At 56.8% G+C, this 19460-nt stretch carries 14 protein-coding genes; 10 read left to right on the top strand and 4 right to left on the bottom strand.

The genetic code is table 11. The features are described from left to right. Positions 1-22: 22 nt before the first annotated feature. Together CLU84_RS19715 and CLU84_RS22100 are read right to left on the bottom strand one after the other, a co-directional pair. On the bottom strand, positions 23-1708 hold the full coding sequence (locus CLU84_RS19715; RefSeq protein ID WP_099739622.1) for a methyl-accepting chemotaxis protein: 1686 nt from the start codon (positions 1706-1708) through the stop codon (positions 23-25). 34 nt (positions 1709-1742) lie between these two features. Continuing rightward, positions 1743-1925 (bottom strand): hypothetical protein, encoded by a 183-nt coding sequence (locus CLU84_RS22100; RefSeq protein WP_158235246.1) that lies wholly within the window; start codon positions 1923-1925, stop codon positions 1743-1745. A gap of 52 nt (positions 1926-1977) precedes the next feature. Here CLU84_RS22100 and CLU84_RS19710 point away from each other — a divergent pair, with 52 nt between their 5' ends. The 3 genes from CLU84_RS19710 to CLU84_RS19700 all read left to right on the top strand — a co-directional run bounded on the left by CLU84_RS19710 (position 1978) and on the right by CLU84_RS19700 (position 4153). Further along, positions 1978-2172, top strand: a complete 195-nt coding sequence (locus CLU84_RS19710; protein WP_099739620.1) for a heavy-metal-associated domain-containing protein — start codon at positions 1978-1980, stop codon at positions 2170-2172. A 77-nt stretch (positions 2173-2249) separates the two neighbouring features. After that, positions 2250-2798 carry a Cu(I)-responsive transcriptional regulator gene (cueR, locus tag CLU84_RS19705; protein ID WP_099739619.1) on the top strand — a complete coding sequence of 183 codons (549 nt, stop codon included), beginning with the start codon at positions 2250-2252 and terminating at the stop codon, positions 2796-2798. A gap of 167 nt (positions 2799-2965) precedes the next feature. Further along, positions 2966-4153: an acetyl-CoA C-acyltransferase family protein gene (locus tag CLU84_RS19700; protein ID WP_099739617.1), complete on the top strand. Its 1188-nt coding sequence runs from the start codon at positions 2966-2968 to the stop codon at positions 4151-4153. Positions 4154-4326: 173 nt separating this feature from the next. Here the strand turns inward: CLU84_RS19700 and CLU84_RS19695 are convergent, their stop codons facing one another. Next, positions 4327-5361, bottom strand: coding sequence for a recombination-associated protein RdgC (locus CLU84_RS19695; RefSeq protein WP_099739615.1), 1035 nt, complete (start codon positions 5359-5361; stop codon positions 4327-4329). A 260-nt stretch (positions 5362-5621) separates the two neighbouring features. On the opposite strand from CLU84_RS19695, the gene CLU84_RS19690 reads away from it, so the two are divergent. Together CLU84_RS19690 and CLU84_RS19685 are read left to right on the top strand one after the other, a co-directional pair. Further along, on the top strand, positions 5622-6176 hold the full coding sequence (locus CLU84_RS19690; protein WP_099740065.1) for a Spy/CpxP family protein refolding chaperone: 555 nt from the start codon (positions 5622-5624) through the stop codon (positions 6174-6176). Positions 6177-6391: 215 nt separating this feature from the next. Next, a complete protein-coding gene (locus CLU84_RS19685; protein WP_099739614.1) occupies positions 6392-6955 on the top strand; it encodes an acyloxyacyl hydrolase in 564 nt (187 codons plus the stop codon). Positions 6956-8425: 1470 nt separating this feature from the next. Here CLU84_RS19685 and dinG read toward each other — a convergent pair. Continuing rightward, positions 8426-10600: an ATP-dependent DNA helicase DinG gene (gene dinG / locus CLU84_RS19680; protein WP_099739612.1), complete on the bottom strand. Its 2175-nt coding sequence runs from the start codon at positions 10598-10600 to the stop codon at positions 8426-8428. Between the two features lie 1032 nt (positions 10601-11632). On the opposite strand from dinG, the gene CLU84_RS19675 reads away from it, so the two are divergent. The 5 genes from CLU84_RS19675 (at position 11633) to CLU84_RS19655 (ending at position 19444) form a co-directional block, all read left to right on the top strand. Beyond that, a complete protein-coding gene (locus CLU84_RS19675; protein ID WP_099739610.1) occupies positions 11633-12796 on the top strand; it encodes an efflux RND transporter periplasmic adaptor subunit in 1164 nt (387 codons plus the stop codon). 20 nt (positions 12797-12816) lie between these two features. Beyond that, on the top strand, positions 12817-15930 hold the full coding sequence (locus CLU84_RS19670; protein WP_099739608.1) for an efflux RND transporter permease subunit: 3114 nt from the start codon (positions 12817-12819) through the stop codon (positions 15928-15930). Next, a complete protein-coding gene (locus CLU84_RS19665; RefSeq protein WP_099739606.1) occupies positions 15908-17212 on the top strand; it encodes a TolC family protein in 1305 nt (434 codons plus the stop codon). The genes CLU84_RS19670 and CLU84_RS19665 overlap by 23 nt, the downstream gene beginning before the upstream one ends. A gap of 130 nt (positions 17213-17342) precedes the next feature. Beyond that, a complete protein-coding gene (locus tag CLU84_RS19660) occupies positions 17343-18047 on the top strand; it encodes a response regulator transcription factor (RefSeq protein WP_099739604.1) in 705 nt (234 codons plus the stop codon). Continuing rightward, positions 18047-19444, top strand: a complete 1398-nt coding sequence (locus CLU84_RS19655; RefSeq protein WP_099739602.1) for a HAMP domain-containing sensor histidine kinase — start codon at positions 18047-18049, stop codon at positions 19442-19444. The genes CLU84_RS19660 and CLU84_RS19655 overlap by 1 nt, the downstream gene beginning before the upstream one ends. The last annotated feature ends 16 nt before the right edge of the window (positions 19445-19460 follow it).

Genomic DNA, 19460 nt, shown 5'->3' with positions numbered 1-19460 from the left:
TTTTATTGGCGTGACTTAGCGCTTATGCATGTTCCAGCAACGGGGACTTTTGCTTAGGCAAGGCAGCCTTTCCAACCGACGTCACCGCCGGAGGTGGACTCCGGCGCGGCCCTGGCCCAGCACGCATCGCGGCCTGCACAGAACCACCCGCCAGTTGAAACTGGCTGACCAGTTGCGCCAGCCTTGCCGCCTGCTCGCGCAGCGATTCGGCAGCTGCGGCAGACTCTTCCACCAGCGCCGCGTTTTGCTGCGTCATGCGGTCAATATCACCCACGGCCTGATTCACCTGGCTAATACCCAGAGACTGCTCGCTGGACGCCGCAGTGATCTCGCCAATGATGTCGCCCACGCGCTTGGCGCTGTCCACCGTGTCCTGCATGGCCTTGCCCGCACTCTCCACCTGGCGCGCGCCCACATCCACGCTCTGCACGCTGGTGTTGATCAGCGTCTTGATTTCATTGGCCGCTTCGGCCGAGCGCTTGGCCAGACTGCGCACCTCAGATGCCACCACGGCAAAACCGCGGCCTTGCTCGCCTGCGCGAGCGGCTTCTACCGCTGCATTCAGCGCCAGAATATTGGTCTGGAATGCGATGGAATCAATCAGCCCGATGATGTCGCCAATCTTGCGGCTGGAGCCTGAAATCTCCTGCATGCTGTTCACGGCCTGACCCACGATCTGACCGCCTTGCACGGCGGTGGAAGATGCCGAAGCAGCCAGCTGATTGGCCAGCTGCGACGACGATGCCGTCTGCTGCACAGTAGCCGTCAACTGGGCCAGAGAAGCCACGGTTTCCTGCAGGTTGCTGGCCGTCTGCTCGGTTCTGGCAGACAGGTCCTGGTTGCCCGTCGCAATCTCTTGGCTGGCCGTGGCAATGTTGCCGCTGGCGTCGCGCACTTGCGCCACCGTGCTGCTCAGCGATTGCTGCATTTCATCCAGCGCCTGCTGCAGATCGGTCAGCTCATCCTTGCCGCTGACATGCGCCTTGCGCGAGAGATCCCCACCAGCAATCGTCAAGGCCATCTGGCGGGCGCTTTCCAGCGGCTGGCAGATGGACAGCATATTCAGCAAGGTCAGCGGAATCACCACCACCAGAGCCAGCACCACCGCCGCGATAAACAACCAGCGCGTTTGCTCAGCCACCTTGCGCTCAGCCGCGGTCAGCGCATCTGACTGCTGACGCAGCAAGCTGTCGAGCTGGGCCAGCAACTTGTCGGCCTCGGCCATTTCGGCCAGCGCCTTGCCGCTCATGCGATTGGCCGTGGTTGCCGAGTCATAGCCCCCAGCTTCCAGCTGGCGTGCCACCGGCTCAAACAGCTTGCGATAGCTGTCTATGCGCTCAGTGATGCTCTTGGCCAGCAGCGCATCTTCTGCGCTCTGATCGGTCATAAACTTGCCCAGCGTGGCCTTGGATTGGTCGATGAACTTGCTCCACTGCTGATTGGCCTTGATCACTTCCTCAGGCTTCTCGTACTGGATGACCATGTCTTTTTCACTGATGCGGATGCCGCCCAGCTCTATGCGCAATTGCGCCATATGGCCTGATTTTGCAAAGGCATTGTTCCGAAAATCCTGGCTCATATCCTGAATGCGCGACATCCCCAGCATGCCAGCGCCTCCCAGCAATCCCAGCAAAACCATCACCACACCAATGGCGCCCAGCATGCGTGTGCGGATGGTGAAACCCCGCATCATTTCCAACAGACTCATGAATCCCCCCTCGACTTTGAAAGACCGGCATCTTTTACACCAGAAACAGCAATTGTTTCAAATTGTCAACAAACAAAAAGGCCACAACCAAAGCACTTGCACCATGGCGACCTGCAATATGACAAGTTCTTATCGGCATGCTTTGCGACTTATCAACCCTGCCGGTGCTCATGTTTTGAAAAGCGCTTGACCTTGCCATGATGTTAGGGTTGAACATTCAAATCATAGAGTCCACCAGCCCGGTGGCTCACCTCTGAAGGAGCTGATCCATGCAACAAGTTTTTGAAGTTCAAGGCATGACCTGTGGCCATTGCGAACGCGCTGTCACCAACGCCATTCAAGGCATTGACGCCCAGGCCCAGATCAAGATCGACCGTTCCGCCAACCGCGTTGAGGTGGACAGCAGCGCCAGCCGCGATGCACTGCAAGCCGCCATTGCCGAAGAAGGCTACAAGGTCGCCTGAGCCAGCTCTCACACCACAGCGCCAGCGCCTCATGCAAGTCATCAAAGGGCCGCTGGCGCGTTTTTTCGAGGAGCACCATGCCTAGCCAACCATCAACGCAAAAAATCGCTCAAAACTGGCCTGTCGTCATCGGCGAAGCCGCACGCCGTGCCGGGGTGTCGCCGCGCATGGTGCGCCACTACGAATCACTAGGCCTGCTGGCACCCGTTCACCGCACAGACAGCGGCTACCGCCAGTACACGGAGGCCGATGTGCACGCGCTGCGCTTTATCCGCCGCGGGCGTGATCTGGGCTTTTCCATGGATGAGATCGCCACCCTGCTCGGCCTGTGGCAAAACCAGGACCGTGCCAGCAATCAGGTCAAGACCATTGCGCAAAAGCATATTGCCGCGCTGGCCGAGCGCATTGCCGCCATGCAGTCCATGCAGCGCACTTTGCAGACGCTGGTGCATTGCTGCCATGGCGATGACCGGCCCGACTGTCCCATCCTCGACGATCTGGCCAGCGCCGACACCGATCTGTCGCCTGCTCATCACGCGAGCCCATTACCCCCACGCCCAGACGCCGCAGCAAGGCTGCAGCCTGAGGAAAAGTCTCCGAAAACGCTTGACCCGGGTTTCACGTGAAACCTGTCTCATTTTTTCGACTGCCAGTCGTCAACAATGAGACATGCTGCAACGCAACATTTATTGCAAAATATGCGACGAAATGGATGTGAACGCTCTCATTCACTTCAAGACCATCCACGCATAGATCAGTAACCATTGCTCTCGCAATGGAGGAGACAAACAACATGAGCACCCGAGACATCTTCGTCGTCAGCGCAGCGCGCACAGCCATCGGTACCTTTGGTGGCGGCCTCAAGGACGTTCCCAATGCCCAAATGGCCACCACCGTGGTCAAAGCCGCCATTGAGCGCGCAGGCATTGCGGCCGACACCGTGGGCCACGTCGTCATGGGCAACGTCATCCCCACTGAAACCCGCGACGCCTATCTGTCCCGCGTGGCCGCTGTGGATGCTGGCTGCCCCATCGAAACTCCCGCCTACAACGTCAACCGTCTGTGCGGCTCGGGTCTGCAAGCCATCGTTTCGGCTGCGCAATCCATTGCACTGGGCGACTGCGAGGTAGCAATTGGCGCCGGCTCCGAATCCATGAGCCGTGGCCCCTACTTCGACATGGCTTCACGCTGGGGCGCACGCATGGGCGACGCCAAAAGCATCGACTACATGCTGGGCATCCTGCACGATCCATGGCAAAAAATGCACATGGGCATCACCGCTGAAAACGTGGCCGAGCGCTACAACATCAGCCGCACCATGCAGGACGAACTGGCAGTTCTCAGCCAGCAGCGCGCCGCTGCCGCCATTGAAGCCGGTCGCTTCAAGGAACAGATCGTTCCCATCGAAATCGCCACCCGCAAGGGCGTGGTGCTGTTTGACACCGACGAGCATGTGCGCGCCACCACCACGCTGGAAACACTGGCCGGCATGAAGCCCGCGTTCAAAAAGGAAGGCGGCACTGTGACCGCCGGCAATGCCTCCGGCATCAATGACGGCGCTGCCGCCGTGCTGATGATGAGCGAGCAGGCCCTGAAGTCCTCGGGTGCCAAGCCTCTGGCCCGTCTGGTCGGCTATTCTCACGCCGGTGTGGAGCCTGCATACATGGGTATCGGCCCCGTGCCCGCCACGCAAAAGGTACTGGCCCGCACCGGCCTGAAGATTCAGGACATGGACGTCATCGAAGCCAACGAAGCCTTCGCCGCCCAGGCCTGTGCCGTCATTCAGGAGCTAGGTATGGACCCCGCCAAGGTCAACCCCAACGGCTCTGGCATCTCGCTGGGTCACCCCGTGGGCGCTACCGGAGCCATCATCGCCACCAAGGCAATTTACGAGCTGCACCGCACCGGTGGCCGCTACGCTCTGGTGACTATGTGCATCGGCGGTGGCCAAGGCATTGCAGCGATTTTTGAGCGCGTGTAATCCGCTGCTTCAACGGCTTTAAAACGCCCTACAAAAAAGGCCTGTCAGAGTAATCTGGCAGGCCTTTTTATGATTTTTTGATAGCTTCTTGCGCTTGTTCTTTCAATGTTTTAGCATCAAAACATTTCCAAATCATTATTTATAAAGCGCAAGCAGCTATACCTTCAATAGCATCAGAAGGGTGCTTCTTCGGGAGCGGTATCGGCAGGCGCTGCAGCCGGACCGGTCACCGTGCCTTGGCTGCGGCCTTGGGCCAGTCGCACGGGCAAGGTTTCAGCAGGCGTGGCGCGCAAAGAAGCAGGCAGCCACTCGCCCAGACCGGTACGGCCTTCACCGCCCAGCGCCTCGATCAGATCAGGAATCAGGCGTGACAACTCGCCGGTGGCAATGGTCACATCGGTATCAAAACCGCCATCGTCTTGCGACTGGCCATCCATCACCGCATCCAGCAGCGCAATCTTCTTGATCTGCAGGCCTTCGGTCAGCACAAAGCTCACGCGGTCATCCCAGGTCATGGCCAGCTTGGTGGGCATCTTGCCGTGCTCGATATGCTGGCGCACCTCGTCAATATCCAGCGGGTGGCGTGCGTAGCGCACCACGGCCTTGGATTCGTCGGCAGCCTTCAGTTCACATTCGCGGTCCACCGCAAAGCCTGCGGGTGGCTCTTGCGTCATCAGCCAGTGCGCCATGGCCGCCTGCGGGCTGGTCTGAGTGTCCACCAGTGCCAGCGCAAAGCCGGGCAGGCCTTCGACCAGCAGCGTGACGATCTCATCGGCACGGCCTTGCGCACTGGTATCGAGCACCAGCGTACGCGCCTGCGGGTCAATCCAGACCCACATGGCACCTTGCTTGGTAAAAGCCATGGGCAGCAGATCCAGCTTGGCCTCGTCCTTCAGGTCTTTTTTCTCTTTCTTGCCCGGCTTGCGGCCTTCCGTCGCTTCAATGTGTGCGGCCTTTTCGTTAACCCTGCGGTTGAGCACGCTGGCAGGCAGCATCTTGGATTCGCTCATGAAGCGCATCACCCATTGCCCAGCCACCGATTCGGCCAGCGGGCCATGCTGCTCGCCACGCGGTGGCATCCAGCCGACCGAGCGTTCCTGCGTCGCGCCGCACTCGGCAAACACCGTCTTTTGCAGCGCATCTTCCAGCACCTGCAGATCGCCCTGCCAGCTTTCGGCAATGCGATAAACAATCATGTTCTTGAACATCAAAAACCTTTGCTAAACCTTCAATCGTCGTGAGATCCCGCAGCGGAGTCTCACGGAAAAAATCGGCTGCCAAAGCAGCCCATGCATCCATTGTTGCGCAGTCAGAGCCGCCTAATCTTCTCAATACTTTACAGAGCGGCTGCAAAACCTCACGTGACAGAAACATGAGCGCCCCACACTTCATCCATCCGCTGCCGAATGCCTTTCAAGACGCAGACCGAGCGGCCACTTCTTCCACTTCAACTGAAAAGGAATATGACATGACCCGCTTTCGCCAAACCATCACCGGCGCCGCTGTTGCCACTGCCCTGCTCGCTTCTTTGAGCCTGCCCAGCTTCGCACAGACTGCTGCCACTGCAGAGCAGCCAGCAGCAACCCAAAAAGCCCCAGAGCACCATAAGCATCAACGTAGTGACAAGCGCGGTGATCGCATGGAACACATGCAGGAACGTATGGCCAAGCTCAAGGCCGACCTGAAGCTGACCCCCGCTCAGGAGTCCGCCTGGACCACGTACACCAACGCCATGAAGCCCGGTGAGCGCCCTGCCCCCAGCGACCGTGACGCATTTGCCAAGCTGACCACGCCCCAGCGCATCGACAAGATGCGTGAGATGCGCGCCAAGCGTGATGCTGAAATGGACCGCCGTGCCGACGCCACCAAGGCCTTCTACGCTCAGCTCAATGCAGAGCAGCAAAAGACATTCGACGCGGCCTCGCTGCGCATGCATCACCAGCGCGGTGAGCACCACCACGGTCACCATGGCGGCAAACCCGGTCAGGAACGCCCCGCAGCGCCTGCTCCCGCCACCAAGTAAGCTGAACTGAAGCTGCAATCAACAAGCCCCCGGTCGTCATGACCGGGGGCTTTTTCTTTTGCACGATATCCATTGGCTGACTGCAAGCGCAATCGCTTGCCGACAGCACATTTATTAACAAAGATCTAGATTCATTTCCACAGAGCATACGAAATTCAGGCCATTCAAGCAGATCGATAACGCCCCGTATTCCAGACACTGGAAGGATCTTTGCCATGAAAAAGCTGCAGATAGCAAAAACATTTGTCATGTTGCTGGCTCCAGCGCTGCTCAGCCTGTCAGCCCATGCACAGTCTGTGCAGAACTCGGCCACAGGCGTATACCTGCAATACGGTGCCTCAGAACATGGCACAGACAGCTGGACCGGCGGCGTCATGCTCCCCTGGAACTGGAGCTACGCACTAGGCTCGGGCAAGCTGACAGGCTACTGGGATCTCTCGGTCAGTCGCTGGTCGGCCGATTACCAGGGCGGCAATCGTTCGACCTGGGTTCTGGGAGCACAACCCACATTGCGCTGGCGCCCCGCACAAGGCCAATCACCCTGGTTTCTGCAAGCAGGGCTGGGCGTGAGCTATGCCACCAACCATCGCTACATCACAGACCACAAAGAGTTCTCAACGCGCTACAACTTTGCCAGTCACCTGGGAGTCGGCTACCTGTTTGGCGAGCAGCTGAAAAACGAAATCAGCTTACGGCTGGAGCACCACTCCAATGCAGGAATCAAGGAACCCAACCCCGGCGCAAACTTTCTCCAGCTCCGATACGCACGGTACTTCTAGTCAGCCAGACAGCTGCAACCAGGCAAAGCCACCTCCGGGTGGCTTTTTCATGTCTGTCATCAGTCAAACAGGCCTGTGTATAAACATGGTGATAAGAATAGAGAAATTTTCATGTTTTCCACAGATATTCCCAGTTTGAAAAAGTTATTCCCAAATCAAGGACAGCAGGAGTTGATCTTCAGCCACAGACTTAAATAAATCTTAAGTCGTTGATTTTTATTGAAATTTATTACTTATCCACAATTAAGTGGGTCACTTACTATTACTACTAAGTAAAAATATAAGATTAGCAATAACAACTAAAGCCAAAGTTTGCACAGCATACCTGCACGCATTGAATAAAAAATGGGTTGCTCAGATTGTTGAGAAAGCCCTCGGGGTACTTCACATCCCTCAAACCTGATGTGCCCAATCAGGTCTTCTTTAGTTATTCACTATAAAAAGCATAGCTAATAATGCTTGTATTTACTTGATAAACAGCGTTTTTCTTATTTATTCATGAGATATGAATTTTTGTGGATAACGCCATATCAACTTAGATGTTGTCCACAGAAATTCTTAAACCTTGCAAGTTGTTCATGAATGGAGGACAGCAGTAGCCATCATCTGTCTCCATGTTTATCAGAACCCAAGATGGTTGATTTTTATCAATTTTTGATAGTTATCAACAGGAACATGAGATCCTTACTACTACGACTAAATATTTATAAGAAATCTAAAGAACAACCAAAGGCAAACCCAAGATTGCGCAATGTGTGTGGGTTTGAACTTCCGTCAATCAGGTGTCTCAAAGCCTCTCTACAGAGGGTGAGAGCAGGAAAAAATGGCTTTAGAAAAATTGACGCGTCAGAACTCAAAAAATTGGCGTAAGATGCGCAGCCTCAACATCAAGAGTTGGGGATAAAGTTCAATAACAAGTCCTTGGTGAAGGAAGTTATCCACAGAATGTTATAAACAGCTGGGGATAGCTATTCCGTAAAGCCACACTGCCCATTGCAGGCAGGCGATAGCAGTGCATTCAAAAAAATTCAATGGTCTTTACGCCATTGTTTTCAAACGATTTTTCTGAAGACGCCTTCAATTGCTCCTTTGCAGCCTGCCCACAGCTGCAGGTCAAAAGCAAAGAACTTGTGGATGGCACCGTTGCGAGAAGCCACGCCCATTGCGAAGTGATGCGAACTCATCGTGTCTGATGAACTCCAGCTGTTGATCACAGCGCAATCGCTGAGCGACTGGATGCGAGAGCACAACGAATCACTAGGAAGGTTGGGAGGCTGGAGTCATTGATCCTCCACCCAACTCCACCCCTTCAAGTGTTAGAAAAATTACAAAAGCCTTTTGGTGCAAAAAGGCTTGTGCTCATGCCGATGCCAGGCATGAAATAGACGGCTGGTGCAGCAGGCTAAGAGGCGTGAAAAACGCCACAAAAATGGCGCGAAGAAGCCTGAAAAAGCCTCTTCGCCAGTGTCATCAAACAGCTTGAACCGGCCTGCGTTGCAGGGTGAATGGCGGCAGGCTCTTGATGAGCAACTGGCCATAGCTGGTGCCTGTCAGGCGGCGGTCATAGCAGTACACATGGGCCTGGTCTTCTTCGGTTCGAATGGCGCGTCCTACCCACTGCGCCAGGCGAATGGCCGTGGCAGGCACAACCAGTTCGTTGAAGGGGTTGCGGCCACTGCTGCGCAGCCATTCGGCTCTTGCTTCACCCACCGGGTCGTCGGGCGGGGCAAAAGGCAGCTTGGTGATGAACAGCGACTCGCACAGCGCACCGGGCAGATCCAGCCCTTCACCAAAAGATTGCATGCCGAAGATGATGGAAGGCTCGCCCGTTTCCACGGCTTCGCGGTGGCGCGCCAGCAAGGTCTGGCGGGGCAAGGCGGTTTGGACCAGCACCTGATTGCGCATGCTGGTGGATAGCGCATCCACCGCCTGCCGCATTTGCTCGCGGGATGTGAACAAGACCAGCGCACCGGCCTGTATGCGGCTTAGATCGTTCAGCAAGGCCTCGACCATCTCCTCGGTAAAGCGGGCCGCTTCACGCGGGTCTGCGGCCGTCTCCCGGGCCACTAGCGTGCCTTGGCGGGCATAGTCGAAGGGGCTGGGTACTTCCAGCGTGGTGACTGAGGGGTCGTTGACCAGCCCAGCCTCACGCAAAAAGAAGTCGAAATGGCCGCAACTGGCCAGCGTGGCAGAGGTCAGCACTGCGCCTCTGACCTGCGACCACAGGTGCCGGCGCAGGGTGGAACCCGGCTGAATGGGGCTGGCGTGAGCCTTGACGGCAATGAATTCCCCGTCCATCTCCAGCGTGAACCACTTGGCGTTGGGCACCGTCGTGCTCTCGCCATCCTGCCCGCTTTGCTGCAAAAGCAATTGAGTGGTGTTGGAGATGGCTTCCAGCCGCGGTGCGAGTGCCCCGACCTGCGCATAGATGGTGGACAGGCGCTGTGCTTCCTCGGGCTTGTCCTTGATTTCTGCACGCAGCGCTTTGGAAACAGCACGCAGCGCATCCAGAAAGCCATCGGCATGGTGCGCAATAAGGCCCAAAGGCTCTAAAAGCGTCTCAGGCAGCATTCCGCGGGCCGCCCGTACCCTAGGCGGCCCATAGCTGTCTTTTTGCGATTTAAGGGCCTCTCCGTACTGCTCCATGACCAGTCTGGCCAGCTCCTGCATCTGCAGGCGCAGCTGACCTGCGTGCTTGGGCAAATCGGCCAGCTCTTCCACTTCAGCGACCTGGTTCACGCGCAGCGCACGGCTGGCCAGTTTGTCGATCCAGGTCAGGCGGCTCAGGTCCATCTCGCCTGCAAATTGATCGAGCGCGGTGGAGGGCAGGTGGTGCGCCTCATCAAGGATCAGCAGGCAGTTATCCAGATCCGGAAGCAGCTTGGAGCCGAGCGAGGAAAGCAGCAAATCATGATTGGCCACAATGACTTGCGCGGCTACCAGGTCCTTGCGGCGCTCGTAATAAACGCAGTTGCTGAAAGCAGGGCAGTGCTTGCCAGTGCAAGACGATGACTCTGCGGCCACGGGGCTCCATGCCTCGGGCTCTGGCGGCGTTTCTAGCGAATCGCGGTCGCCACTCCATGCCTCGGTTGCCAGCGCATCTGCCATGGATTTGTAGAACTGCATGCGGGCCTGCAGCTCGTGCTGGGGCCGATTGATCTTGGTCTGGGCCTTTTCATCGCCAAAAAGATCGTCTATTTCCTCATCCTGCGCTTCGCCCGTACTGGCAAGTCGCTCCAGCTTGAGTTTGCAGACAAAGCGGCCACGGCCCTTGGCCAGCGCGAATTTGAAGGGCTGATCGAGCTTGGCGGCCAGTGCCGGCAAATCCTTGTTTACCAACTGCTCTTGCAGCGCCACCGTTGCGGTGGATATCAGCACACGCGTGCCACGCGACAGCGCCATGCGGATGGCCGGGATGCTGTAGGCCAGCGACTTTCCCACGCCTGTTCCGGCCTGCACCACGGCAATGGCCCGGCGGGGTTCTGGATCGTCTTCATCGACTTTTCCGAGCTGGGCTTCGCTCAGCGTTTTTGCGATTTGAGCTGCCATTTTTCGCTGCCCTTCACGGCTGCGAAATCCTGGCATGGCTCCAACGACGGCATCAAAGGAATTCAGGGCCTCTTCAGCCCACTTTTTTTCGTGCATTTCAGCGCTTTTCGAGACGCAAAGGCACTGTGCTTTAGCGTTTTATAAGTATTCGTACAGGGATATGTATTAAATAAGATTGAATTTCTTATGCAATACAGCATACAAATCGATGATTTTCGTATGTTCTACAGATGTATCTCGGAGGTGTATATGAGTAATCTTTTCCACCACTTGAGGAGGACTTGTTCATTTTAATTGTGGATTGTCTGAAACGTAGTTTTCAAGAAACTTATCCACAGAAGTGACGCTGATGGAGCTTGTTTGTATCTTGGAGATAACTATGTAGTAATAGTTGTTGATAAGGTTGTTAAATTTTTATGAATAAATAGGTTTTTCTAGAATTTGAAAATTCGCTTTAAGAGTGAAAAATTGCTAGTTTTCAAGTGCTGTGGTTAAGGTTGTTCACGCTTATTGTGGCTCTCTAAGTTCGGAGAACATGTAATTTATCCACAGCTATGAAGCTCGTTATTTCATGCGTTTTATCCTGGCTAGTTTTTCTTCTGTAGCTGCTCAAAACGTGATTTGTATGCCAGATCTGCTTTTTGTGTTGATTTCTTGAAAAACAGAGGCACGGATCTTCAATTTATCCACCGAATGGATAACTCGGTAGCTCTTCTTTTGATAGTAGATATCCAAAGCTATACAAGGGATTGAGAGCACTTTTATTGAAAACATGGCTTGAGCCAGCTGTCGACCTGATCTGACGATATCTAGATACTCTTAGTACTCATGTATGAAAAATCACACGAGAAAACAGGCTGATCGCCTGTTTTTTAGGCAATTCAGGCGTGTTTACTTTGCCTTGATGAAAAAACAGGCAAATCAAAGCTGTTGCGTGTTCAGAGCTGACTGAGTTCTGGTCAGCGTGAGGGCGCGCGCGGACTGGGTTGCAGCTACTGTCCGTCCCTTACCAAACCGTAATGCGTGCGTCACCCAATAGGCTTGCCGCTGTTCCTAGCATGGCGCCATCACTGGAAGAGAAGCGGTGCTGAAGCTCTTCACTTTCCAGCCATCGAAAAAGGGTGAACGATGAACAAGAGCCTTGTGGGACTGCCGGCAGCGGCGCATTTACCAACCAAGACAGTGGCAAAACTGTCTGTGGCGGCTATGGCCGTTGCTTTGGCTGGCTTGCTCAGCGGGTGCGACGCCTCTAAAGCGACAGAGGGCGCACAAAACACTGCGGCTTCCCTGCCCAAGGGCTTTTTGCAGGTCAAGCCTGAGTCCGTGAAGATGCTGGATATTGCGGCGGTGACAGACCCTCAAGGCTTGCAAATGGCCTGGGCTCCTGCGCATGTGGCGTTTGTGGAAGATCGTGTGGCATCGGCTTCTGTACCCATCTCGGCGCGCGTGGTCACCGTCAACGCGCATGTGGGCGATATGGTCAAGGCCGGCGATTTGCTGGCGACGCTGGTCAGCCCCGATGCACTGCGCACACGCTATGACGTGGCCGCAGCCAAGACCGCCCACGATGTGGCGGTGGTTGAAGCCCAGCGTCAGCAAAACATGGTGAACAAGGGCGTGGGCGTTGAGGTCGATCTGCGTGCTGCTCAGGCCAAGCTGCGTGAAACATCGCAAGAGCTGGGCCGTGCTCAAGGCACAGCTGCACTGCTGGGCTCCGGCGGTGGCGATCGCATTGAACTGCGCGCCCCGCGTGCAGGCATCGTGGCCGAGCGCAAGGCTGTGGTTGGCAATGCGGCTGACCCAGGTGCTGCACTGTTCATGATTGGTGACCCGCAGGCCATGAATGTGGTGGCCGAGGTGTTTGAGTCCGACTTGCCTGGCATTCGCCTAGGCAGCGCTGTTCAGGTTGAAGTACCGCAACTGGCCAAACCCCTCAAGGGTACGGTTCGTCATCTGGGGGCTACGCTGGATAAAGAATCGCGCCGCGCCGCAGTGGTGGTGGAGCTGAGCGAGCAGAACCCCGTGCTGCGTCCTGGCATGCAGGCCAAGGTGGGTGTGCAGCTTTCCAACCTGCAAGAGATGCTGATCCCCGTGAGCGCCGTGCTCATCAAGGATGAAAGCCTTAGCGTGGTCTATGTGCAGCACGAGAACAACCAGTTTGAGGCGCGCAAGGTGACTCTGGGGCGTCCATCGCGCGGCATGGTGCCGGTGATCTCTGGCCTTAAGGTGGGCGAAAAAATTGTGGTGCGTGGTGGTCTGCTGCTTGACGGCGCAGCCAGCCAGCTTCTGTAGTCCTGGCAGGAGCCTGAACCATGCTGCGTTCGTTTATTTCCTTCGTCGTTCATCGACGTCTGGTGGCGCTGAGCGTCACCCTCGCCATCGCCATTTATGGCGTGTACGCCTATCTACAGACCGCCATCGAGGCCTACCCCGATGTGACCAATGTGCAGGTGGGTGTGATTACCCAGGCGCCGGGGCTTGCCCCCGAAGAAGTAGAGCGCCAGATCACTCAGCCGCTAGAGCGCGAGTTGAACGGCACGCCGGGGCTGACGGCACTGCGATCGGAGAGCTATTTCGGCCTCTCCATGATCAACCTTGTCTTTGATGACAACGCCAATAGCTTTAACTCGCGTGCCGAGGTTTCCCAGCGTTTGCCACAGGCCAATTTGCCTAATGGTGTGACGCCAGAAATGGCACCGGACTACACGCCGCTGGGCAAGGTTTTTTACTACCGCTTGCAAAGCGATAAACACACGCTGGCGCAGCTTCGCACCGAGCAAGAATGGCATGTAGTGCGCGTTCTCAAGCAAGTGCAAGGCGTGGCTGATGTGGTGAGTATTGGTGGCTTCGTCAAAGAATTCCACGTGGAAGTAGACCCTGAAAAACTCTACAGCCTGGGTCTGAGCCTGGATGATGTGAGCGATGCGCTTTCCAAGTCCAACCGCAATGTGGGTGGTGGTCTGATGCGCCGTGGCGAGCAGTCCTTCATCATTCGTGGCATTGGCTTGTTGCGCACTCCACAGGAGATTCAGGATGTGGTGGTTGCCATGCGCGGCAAGGCCCCTGTGACGATTGGTGATGTGGCGCGTGTAGTGCAGTCGCACACACCGCGCCAGGGCTCTGTTGGCATGGATGATCAGAACGACGTGGTGCAGGGCATTGTGCTGCTCAAGCGCGGTGCCAACCCCTCCATCGTGCTCGATGATATTCACGCCAAGGTAGAAGAACTCAACAACGGTGGCCTGCCTGAAGGCATGAAGATGGTCACCAACTATGACCGCTCCGATCTGGTGGGCCACACTCTTAAAACCGTGCAGCACAACCTGCTGTTTGGTGCCACGCTGATCGTGGCTGTACTGTGGCTCTTCTTACGCAGCCTGCGTGGTTCGCTGATCGTTGCGACGGTGATTCCTTTGTCGTTGCTGGTCGCCTTTATTGGCCTGCATGCGCTGGGCATGCCGGCTAATCTGATTTCCATGGGCGCTATCGACTTCGGCATCATGGTGGATGGTGCGGTGGTGCTGGCGGAAAACATACTTCGCAATGCGCGGCTGCGAAAACCGCAGACAGCGAATGACATGCGCCACATCATTGTGGATTCGGCTGTGGCCGTGGCCAAACCCACGCTGTTTGCCATGGCGATCGTGATTGCTGCGCTGATCCCAGTGTTCTCGTTGCAAAGCATTGAAGGCCGCATCTTCCGTCCGCTGGCCATGACCTACAGCTTTGCGCTGCTGGGTGCGCTGGTGTTTGCCATGGGGTTGGTGCCAGCGCTGTGTGCGCTGCTGCTCAAGCCCAAGCATGTGATGGTGGAAGAGCCCAAGATTTTTGACCGCGCGCACCACGGTTATCAGCACTGGATTGGCCGCATTCTGAGCACCGCCAAAAGCCGCACCGCAGTGATCGCCGTGTTTGTAAGCGTGCTGGTGGTTGCTGGTTTTTCTGCCAAATGGTTGGGCACCGAATTCTTGCCTGAACTGGACGAAGGCGATGCCTATGTGCTGGTGCAGATGCCTGCTTCCATCTCTCTGGAAAAAGGCCAGGAAGTGCTGCGCGATGTACGCCTGCGTCTCAAGGTCTTCCCTGAAGTCCTCACCGTGACCACAGAGCAGGGCCGACCTGAATCTGGCACCGATAACGAGACGCTCAACCTTGCCAAGGTGCTGGTACGTCTGAAGCCGCATGGCGAATGGCGCAAGGGCTTGAACAAGCCCGCGCTGATCGAAGAAATGCGTGCAACGCTGGGTGAAATTCCGGGTGTGGCCTTTAACTTTGCGCAACCTATCCGTGACAGCGTGGAGGAGTCCACATCGGGGGCGCGTGGTCAGGTGGTTCTCAAGCTGTTTGGCCCTGATATTCCGACGCTGCGCGGCATTCTTCAGCAGACCAAGGGTCTGGTGAAGGGCATTGATGGTGTGGTCGATCTGGACTTGTACCGCGATGCCCCCGCTCCACAGGTGCATGTGGAGTTTGACCGTCAGGCCCTGGCTCGTCAGGGCATCGCCATGGAAGACGCTCAGAAGACGCTTGAAGTGGCCTTGGCAGGCAATGTCGCAACCACCTTGTGGGAGGGCGAATACCCTGTTCCTGTGCGCGTGCGTTTGCCCTATGTGGATCGCATGGATGAAGAGCGCATTCGCAACATCGCCATACCTTTGCCTGACGGTGGCTCTGTCCCTCTGGGCTCGGTTGGAACGGTCAGCATGAAGATCGGTAACTCTTCTATTTTTCGCGAAGGCAATGCGCGCTACATGGCGCTCAAATTCAACGTGGAGGGGCGCGATATCGGCTCGGTGGTGAAAGACACGCTGGCTACTTTCAAGCAGAACGTGAAGCTGCCAGAAGGCTATATCGCTCAGTGGGGCGGTGAATGGGAAAACCAGCAGCGCGCTGCTGCACGCCTGAAGGTGGTGATTCCTCTGTCACTGATTGTGGTCTATGCACTGCTGTTTGGTGCGCTGGGTCAGGCACGTAGTGCCAGCATCATTTTGCTGTGTGCCCCGTTTGCCATGGTGGGCGGTATTGCGGCCCTGCATATGGCGAATATCGAGCTGTCCATTAGCGCGGCTATCGGCTTTATTGCGCTGCTGGGGCAGGTAGCTTTGGCGGGCTTGCTGGTGGTCTCTGCGGTAGAAGATTTACGCCGTCAGGGCATGCCTTTGATGCAGGCGCTGATCGAAGGCACGGCAGAGCGCATGCGTTCCATCATTCTGGTGGCTTTGCTGGCGCTGCTGGGTTTGCTGCCCATGGCGCTTTCCACTGGCGTGGGTAGCGAAACGCAGCGCCCCTTCGCCTCGGTCATCGTCGGCGGCATGGTTGTGCTGCCACTGGTGGCACTGGTGCTGCTGCCCGTGTTATATGCCTGGCTTGGCCCCAAGAACATGATGACGCAGGAAGAACGTGATGAAGGCGCTCAAAATGACTAAGTGGCACTCTCTTGCAATGGCTGCCGCCTTGTGCTGCGGCACTTTTAGCGTAACCAGCCATGCCGCTGATGCGGCTGTAACGCCGACCTTGAGTACGGGCGCAGAGCGCATCGCCGGGCAGGTGGCGGCTCCAGTACAACCAGTGACCTTGCAGGAATATCTGCGCATCGTGGTGCAAAACCAGCCCGCGCTTGCAGCAGATCGCATGCAACTGGATCTGGCCAAGGCCGACAGCAAAACGGCAGCAACTTTTTCCAACCCGGTAGCCCATTACTTCAATAAGCGCGGTGAGAAGGAATGGGGTGTGGAGCAGGCCATTCCCATCTTCGGCCAGCGCGGCATGCGCATTGAAAACGCGCGGCTCGGTGAGCAGGCCGCTGCAGCGAATTCGGATGTCGCAGTAGCAACCACCCTTAGCGATGCTGCGCACGCGTTTAACGAGCTTCTGGTGGCCCAGCAGCGCTATCAAGTCTGGCTGGCAGCCCGCGATGAATTGGAGAAGGCGGGTTTTATCGTCAAAGGCCAGATTGAGGCCGGCACACGTAGTCGTTATGATGGTGCACGCCTGAACCTGCAGCAAGCCCAGATGAGCATGCAAGTCAGCAAGGCGCAGGCCGCTTTGCGTGATGCTGCGGCGCGCGTAGCCAGCATTGCTGCCTTGCCCCAGTGGAAGGTGCGTGTGGAAGGCAGCTTGCAAGCCACAGACTTGCGCAAAGCGCCCGCGTATGACCAGCTCTGGAACACTGCGCAAACCCAGTTGCCCAGTCTGCGCGCCAGTCAGGCAGAGCTGGATCGTGCGCGCCAGAAAATCAAACTGGAACAGCGCGAGGCTTTGCCCACGCCATCCTTTGGCCTTTCCCGCATCCGCAATAGCGTAGATGGCAGCTTTAATCAGGTCGGGGTGAGCGTTGAAATACCGCTTTTCGACCGTCGTCAAGGACCTATTGAGCGAGCCAAGGTGGAAGCCGATCAGGCCGAGCTGCGTCGCGATGCCGCAGTGCTTGCTGCGCAGTCAGAACTGCAACGTGCGCTGCAGCAGCTTTCGCTGCGCCGCACAGCGGTGCGCGACTATGAAAAAGAAGGACTCGCCCAAATCGCCCCGCTGCACCAGATGGCGCAAGACGCTTACAAACTGGGCAAGGGCACGATTCTGGAGTTGATCGACGCGCTGGGCTCCATCAACGAGCACAGGCTTGAGCACCTTGAACTGGTCAAGGACATGCTGGATGCCGAGTGGGAAGTGCGTCTGGCCAGTGGTGATCTGCCCCAGATTCAGCCTTGAGAGCGAGCAGGAGATGGCGCAAATTCCGGCCCCACCTCCTGCGGCTGCTGCGCTGTCTGATGCTTTACCCAATGCAGAGGGAGAGTCCACGGCTTATAGTATTCATCCCCCAACGGCAGACCGATATCGCATGTACCGCTACCTCATCATCGAAGACGATGCGCTCAACGCGCGTTACATCGCTGAAGGGCTGCGCCAGCAAGGTGCGCATGTCAACGTCTGCGGTGATGGCGTGCAAGGCATTGCTCAGGCTGTGGGCGAGAACTGGGACGTCATCATCCTCGACCGCATGCTGCCCAATGGCTTTGACGGACTGCAGATTTTGCAGACGCTGCGCTCCATGGGGAAACAGACGCCAGTGCTTGTCCTGAGCGCGTTGTCTGCTACAGACGAGAGAGTGCGTGGCCTGCGTGCCGGCTGTGATGACTACTTGACCAAGCCTTTTGCTTTCTCCGAACTGTCGGCCCGGCTTGAAGCGCTGGTGCGCCGTGCACAGATTCCCGCACCTACACGCGAGATGTATCTGGCAGACCTGCGCGTCAACCTCATCTCGCGCAGCGCAGAACGTGCAGGGCAGCCGCTTTCGCTGCAACCGCGTGAATTTCGTCTGCTGGCATTTCTCATGCAGCACGCACACCAGATTGTCACGCGCACCATGTTGCTGGAGTCGGTCTGGGACTACCGTTTTGACCCGCAGACCAATGTGATTGATGTTCACATCAGCCGCCTGCGTGGCAAGGTGGATAAAGGCTTCCCAACACCGCTGATCCACACCGTGCGCGGCGTGGGTTACAGCCTCTCGGATCATCCGCAAGACCTGCCTGAGGTGGTCTGATGCAGCGCTCCAGACCCTGGAGTTCGCTGGCTTTCAGGCTGGCACTCAGCTATGGCGGTCTCATGGTGCTGACCATGACCATCGTGCTCGCAGTCTTCTATGTGCAGACGGTGGGTGTGGTGCGCGTGCGGCTCGACAAACAGGCCGAAAACCATGTGCGCAGATTGATGGAACACTCCGCGAAATACGGCCCCGGAGCGCTGGAAAACGAAATTCTGCAAACCATCCGTGATGGCGTGAACACCGACACGGAAATCCTCATTCTCATGGACCGCGATGGTGAACCCATCGTCAGCAATGCCGAGGTTTTTCCGCACCGAAAACTCACCACCATGGGGGTGCGCGAGCTGACCGTCAAGCGCGGTGGGAGACTGGTCGTCGGGCGTGTTGCCGTGGTCGAAATGCCCAATGGAAACTTGCTGGCCGCCGGCAGCGACATGCAGCTGCAGCGCGATATGGAAGATCTGTTTGGTCAGGCCAGTTTGCTGGCCGCCATTGCCGCTTGCATCATGGCCCTGATTGGCGCCATCGTCTTCAGGCGTGTAGTGGATGAGCGCGCTGCCGCCATTCGCAGCACCATGTCGCGCGTGGCGGCTGGTGATTTACGACAACGCATTCCGGTGGATCAGCGCGGCGATGAATTTACGCTGCTCAACCGCGATATCAACGCAATGCTTGATCGTCTGGAGCAGCTGATGGAAGGCATACGTCATGTCTCCAACAGCATTGCGCACAACCTCAGAACACCGCTCACACGCATTCTTCTGCGCCTTCGCAATGCACAGCAGGCCAGCCCCGAAATGCAGTCCGCTACGCTGGCGCTGGTGGCCGAAGAAGTGGCCGAACTGGGCGTTGTTTTTGAAAAACTTTTGCAGATTGCAGAGGTCGAAAGCGGTGCCAGCCGCAAGCGCTTTGCACCTGTTGATTTGCAGGCCTTGCTGGTCGATGTGGTGGACTTTTATGAGCCGCTGGTGGAAGACGCAGGCGGTGCACTGAGACTGGATGTACAGGCCGGTGTGCAGGCATTGGGCGACGGTGACCTGATCGCCAGCGCCGTATCCAATCTTGTTGATAATGCTATCAAATACGGAGCATCAACTACAGATGAGAACGGCGCTGACGTGCTCTTGACTACTGCATCAGCACAGGAAAACGGCAGCGATGGCGCATGGGGCGTAGAGATTACGGTGCAGGACAAAGGCCCCGGTGCAGACGCCCAGACGATTGAGCAGATGACCACCCGTTTTTATCGTGCCGAATCCGATCGGCAAGGCTACGGGCTGGGCCTTGCCAGCGTGCTGGCCATCGTTCAGCTGCATGGTGGAAAGCTCAGCTTTCACAACAGTCACCCGGGCATGATGGCGCGCATATGGCTGCCTGCGGTGATGGATGCATGAGCACCTGAAGCCTTGG

Source organism: Comamonas sp. 26, assembly GCF_002754475.1.
Taxonomy (GTDB): Bacteria; Pseudomonadota; Gammaproteobacteria; order Burkholderiales; family Burkholderiaceae_C; genus Comamonas.
This window is presented reverse-complemented; position numbering and strand designations above follow the sequence as displayed.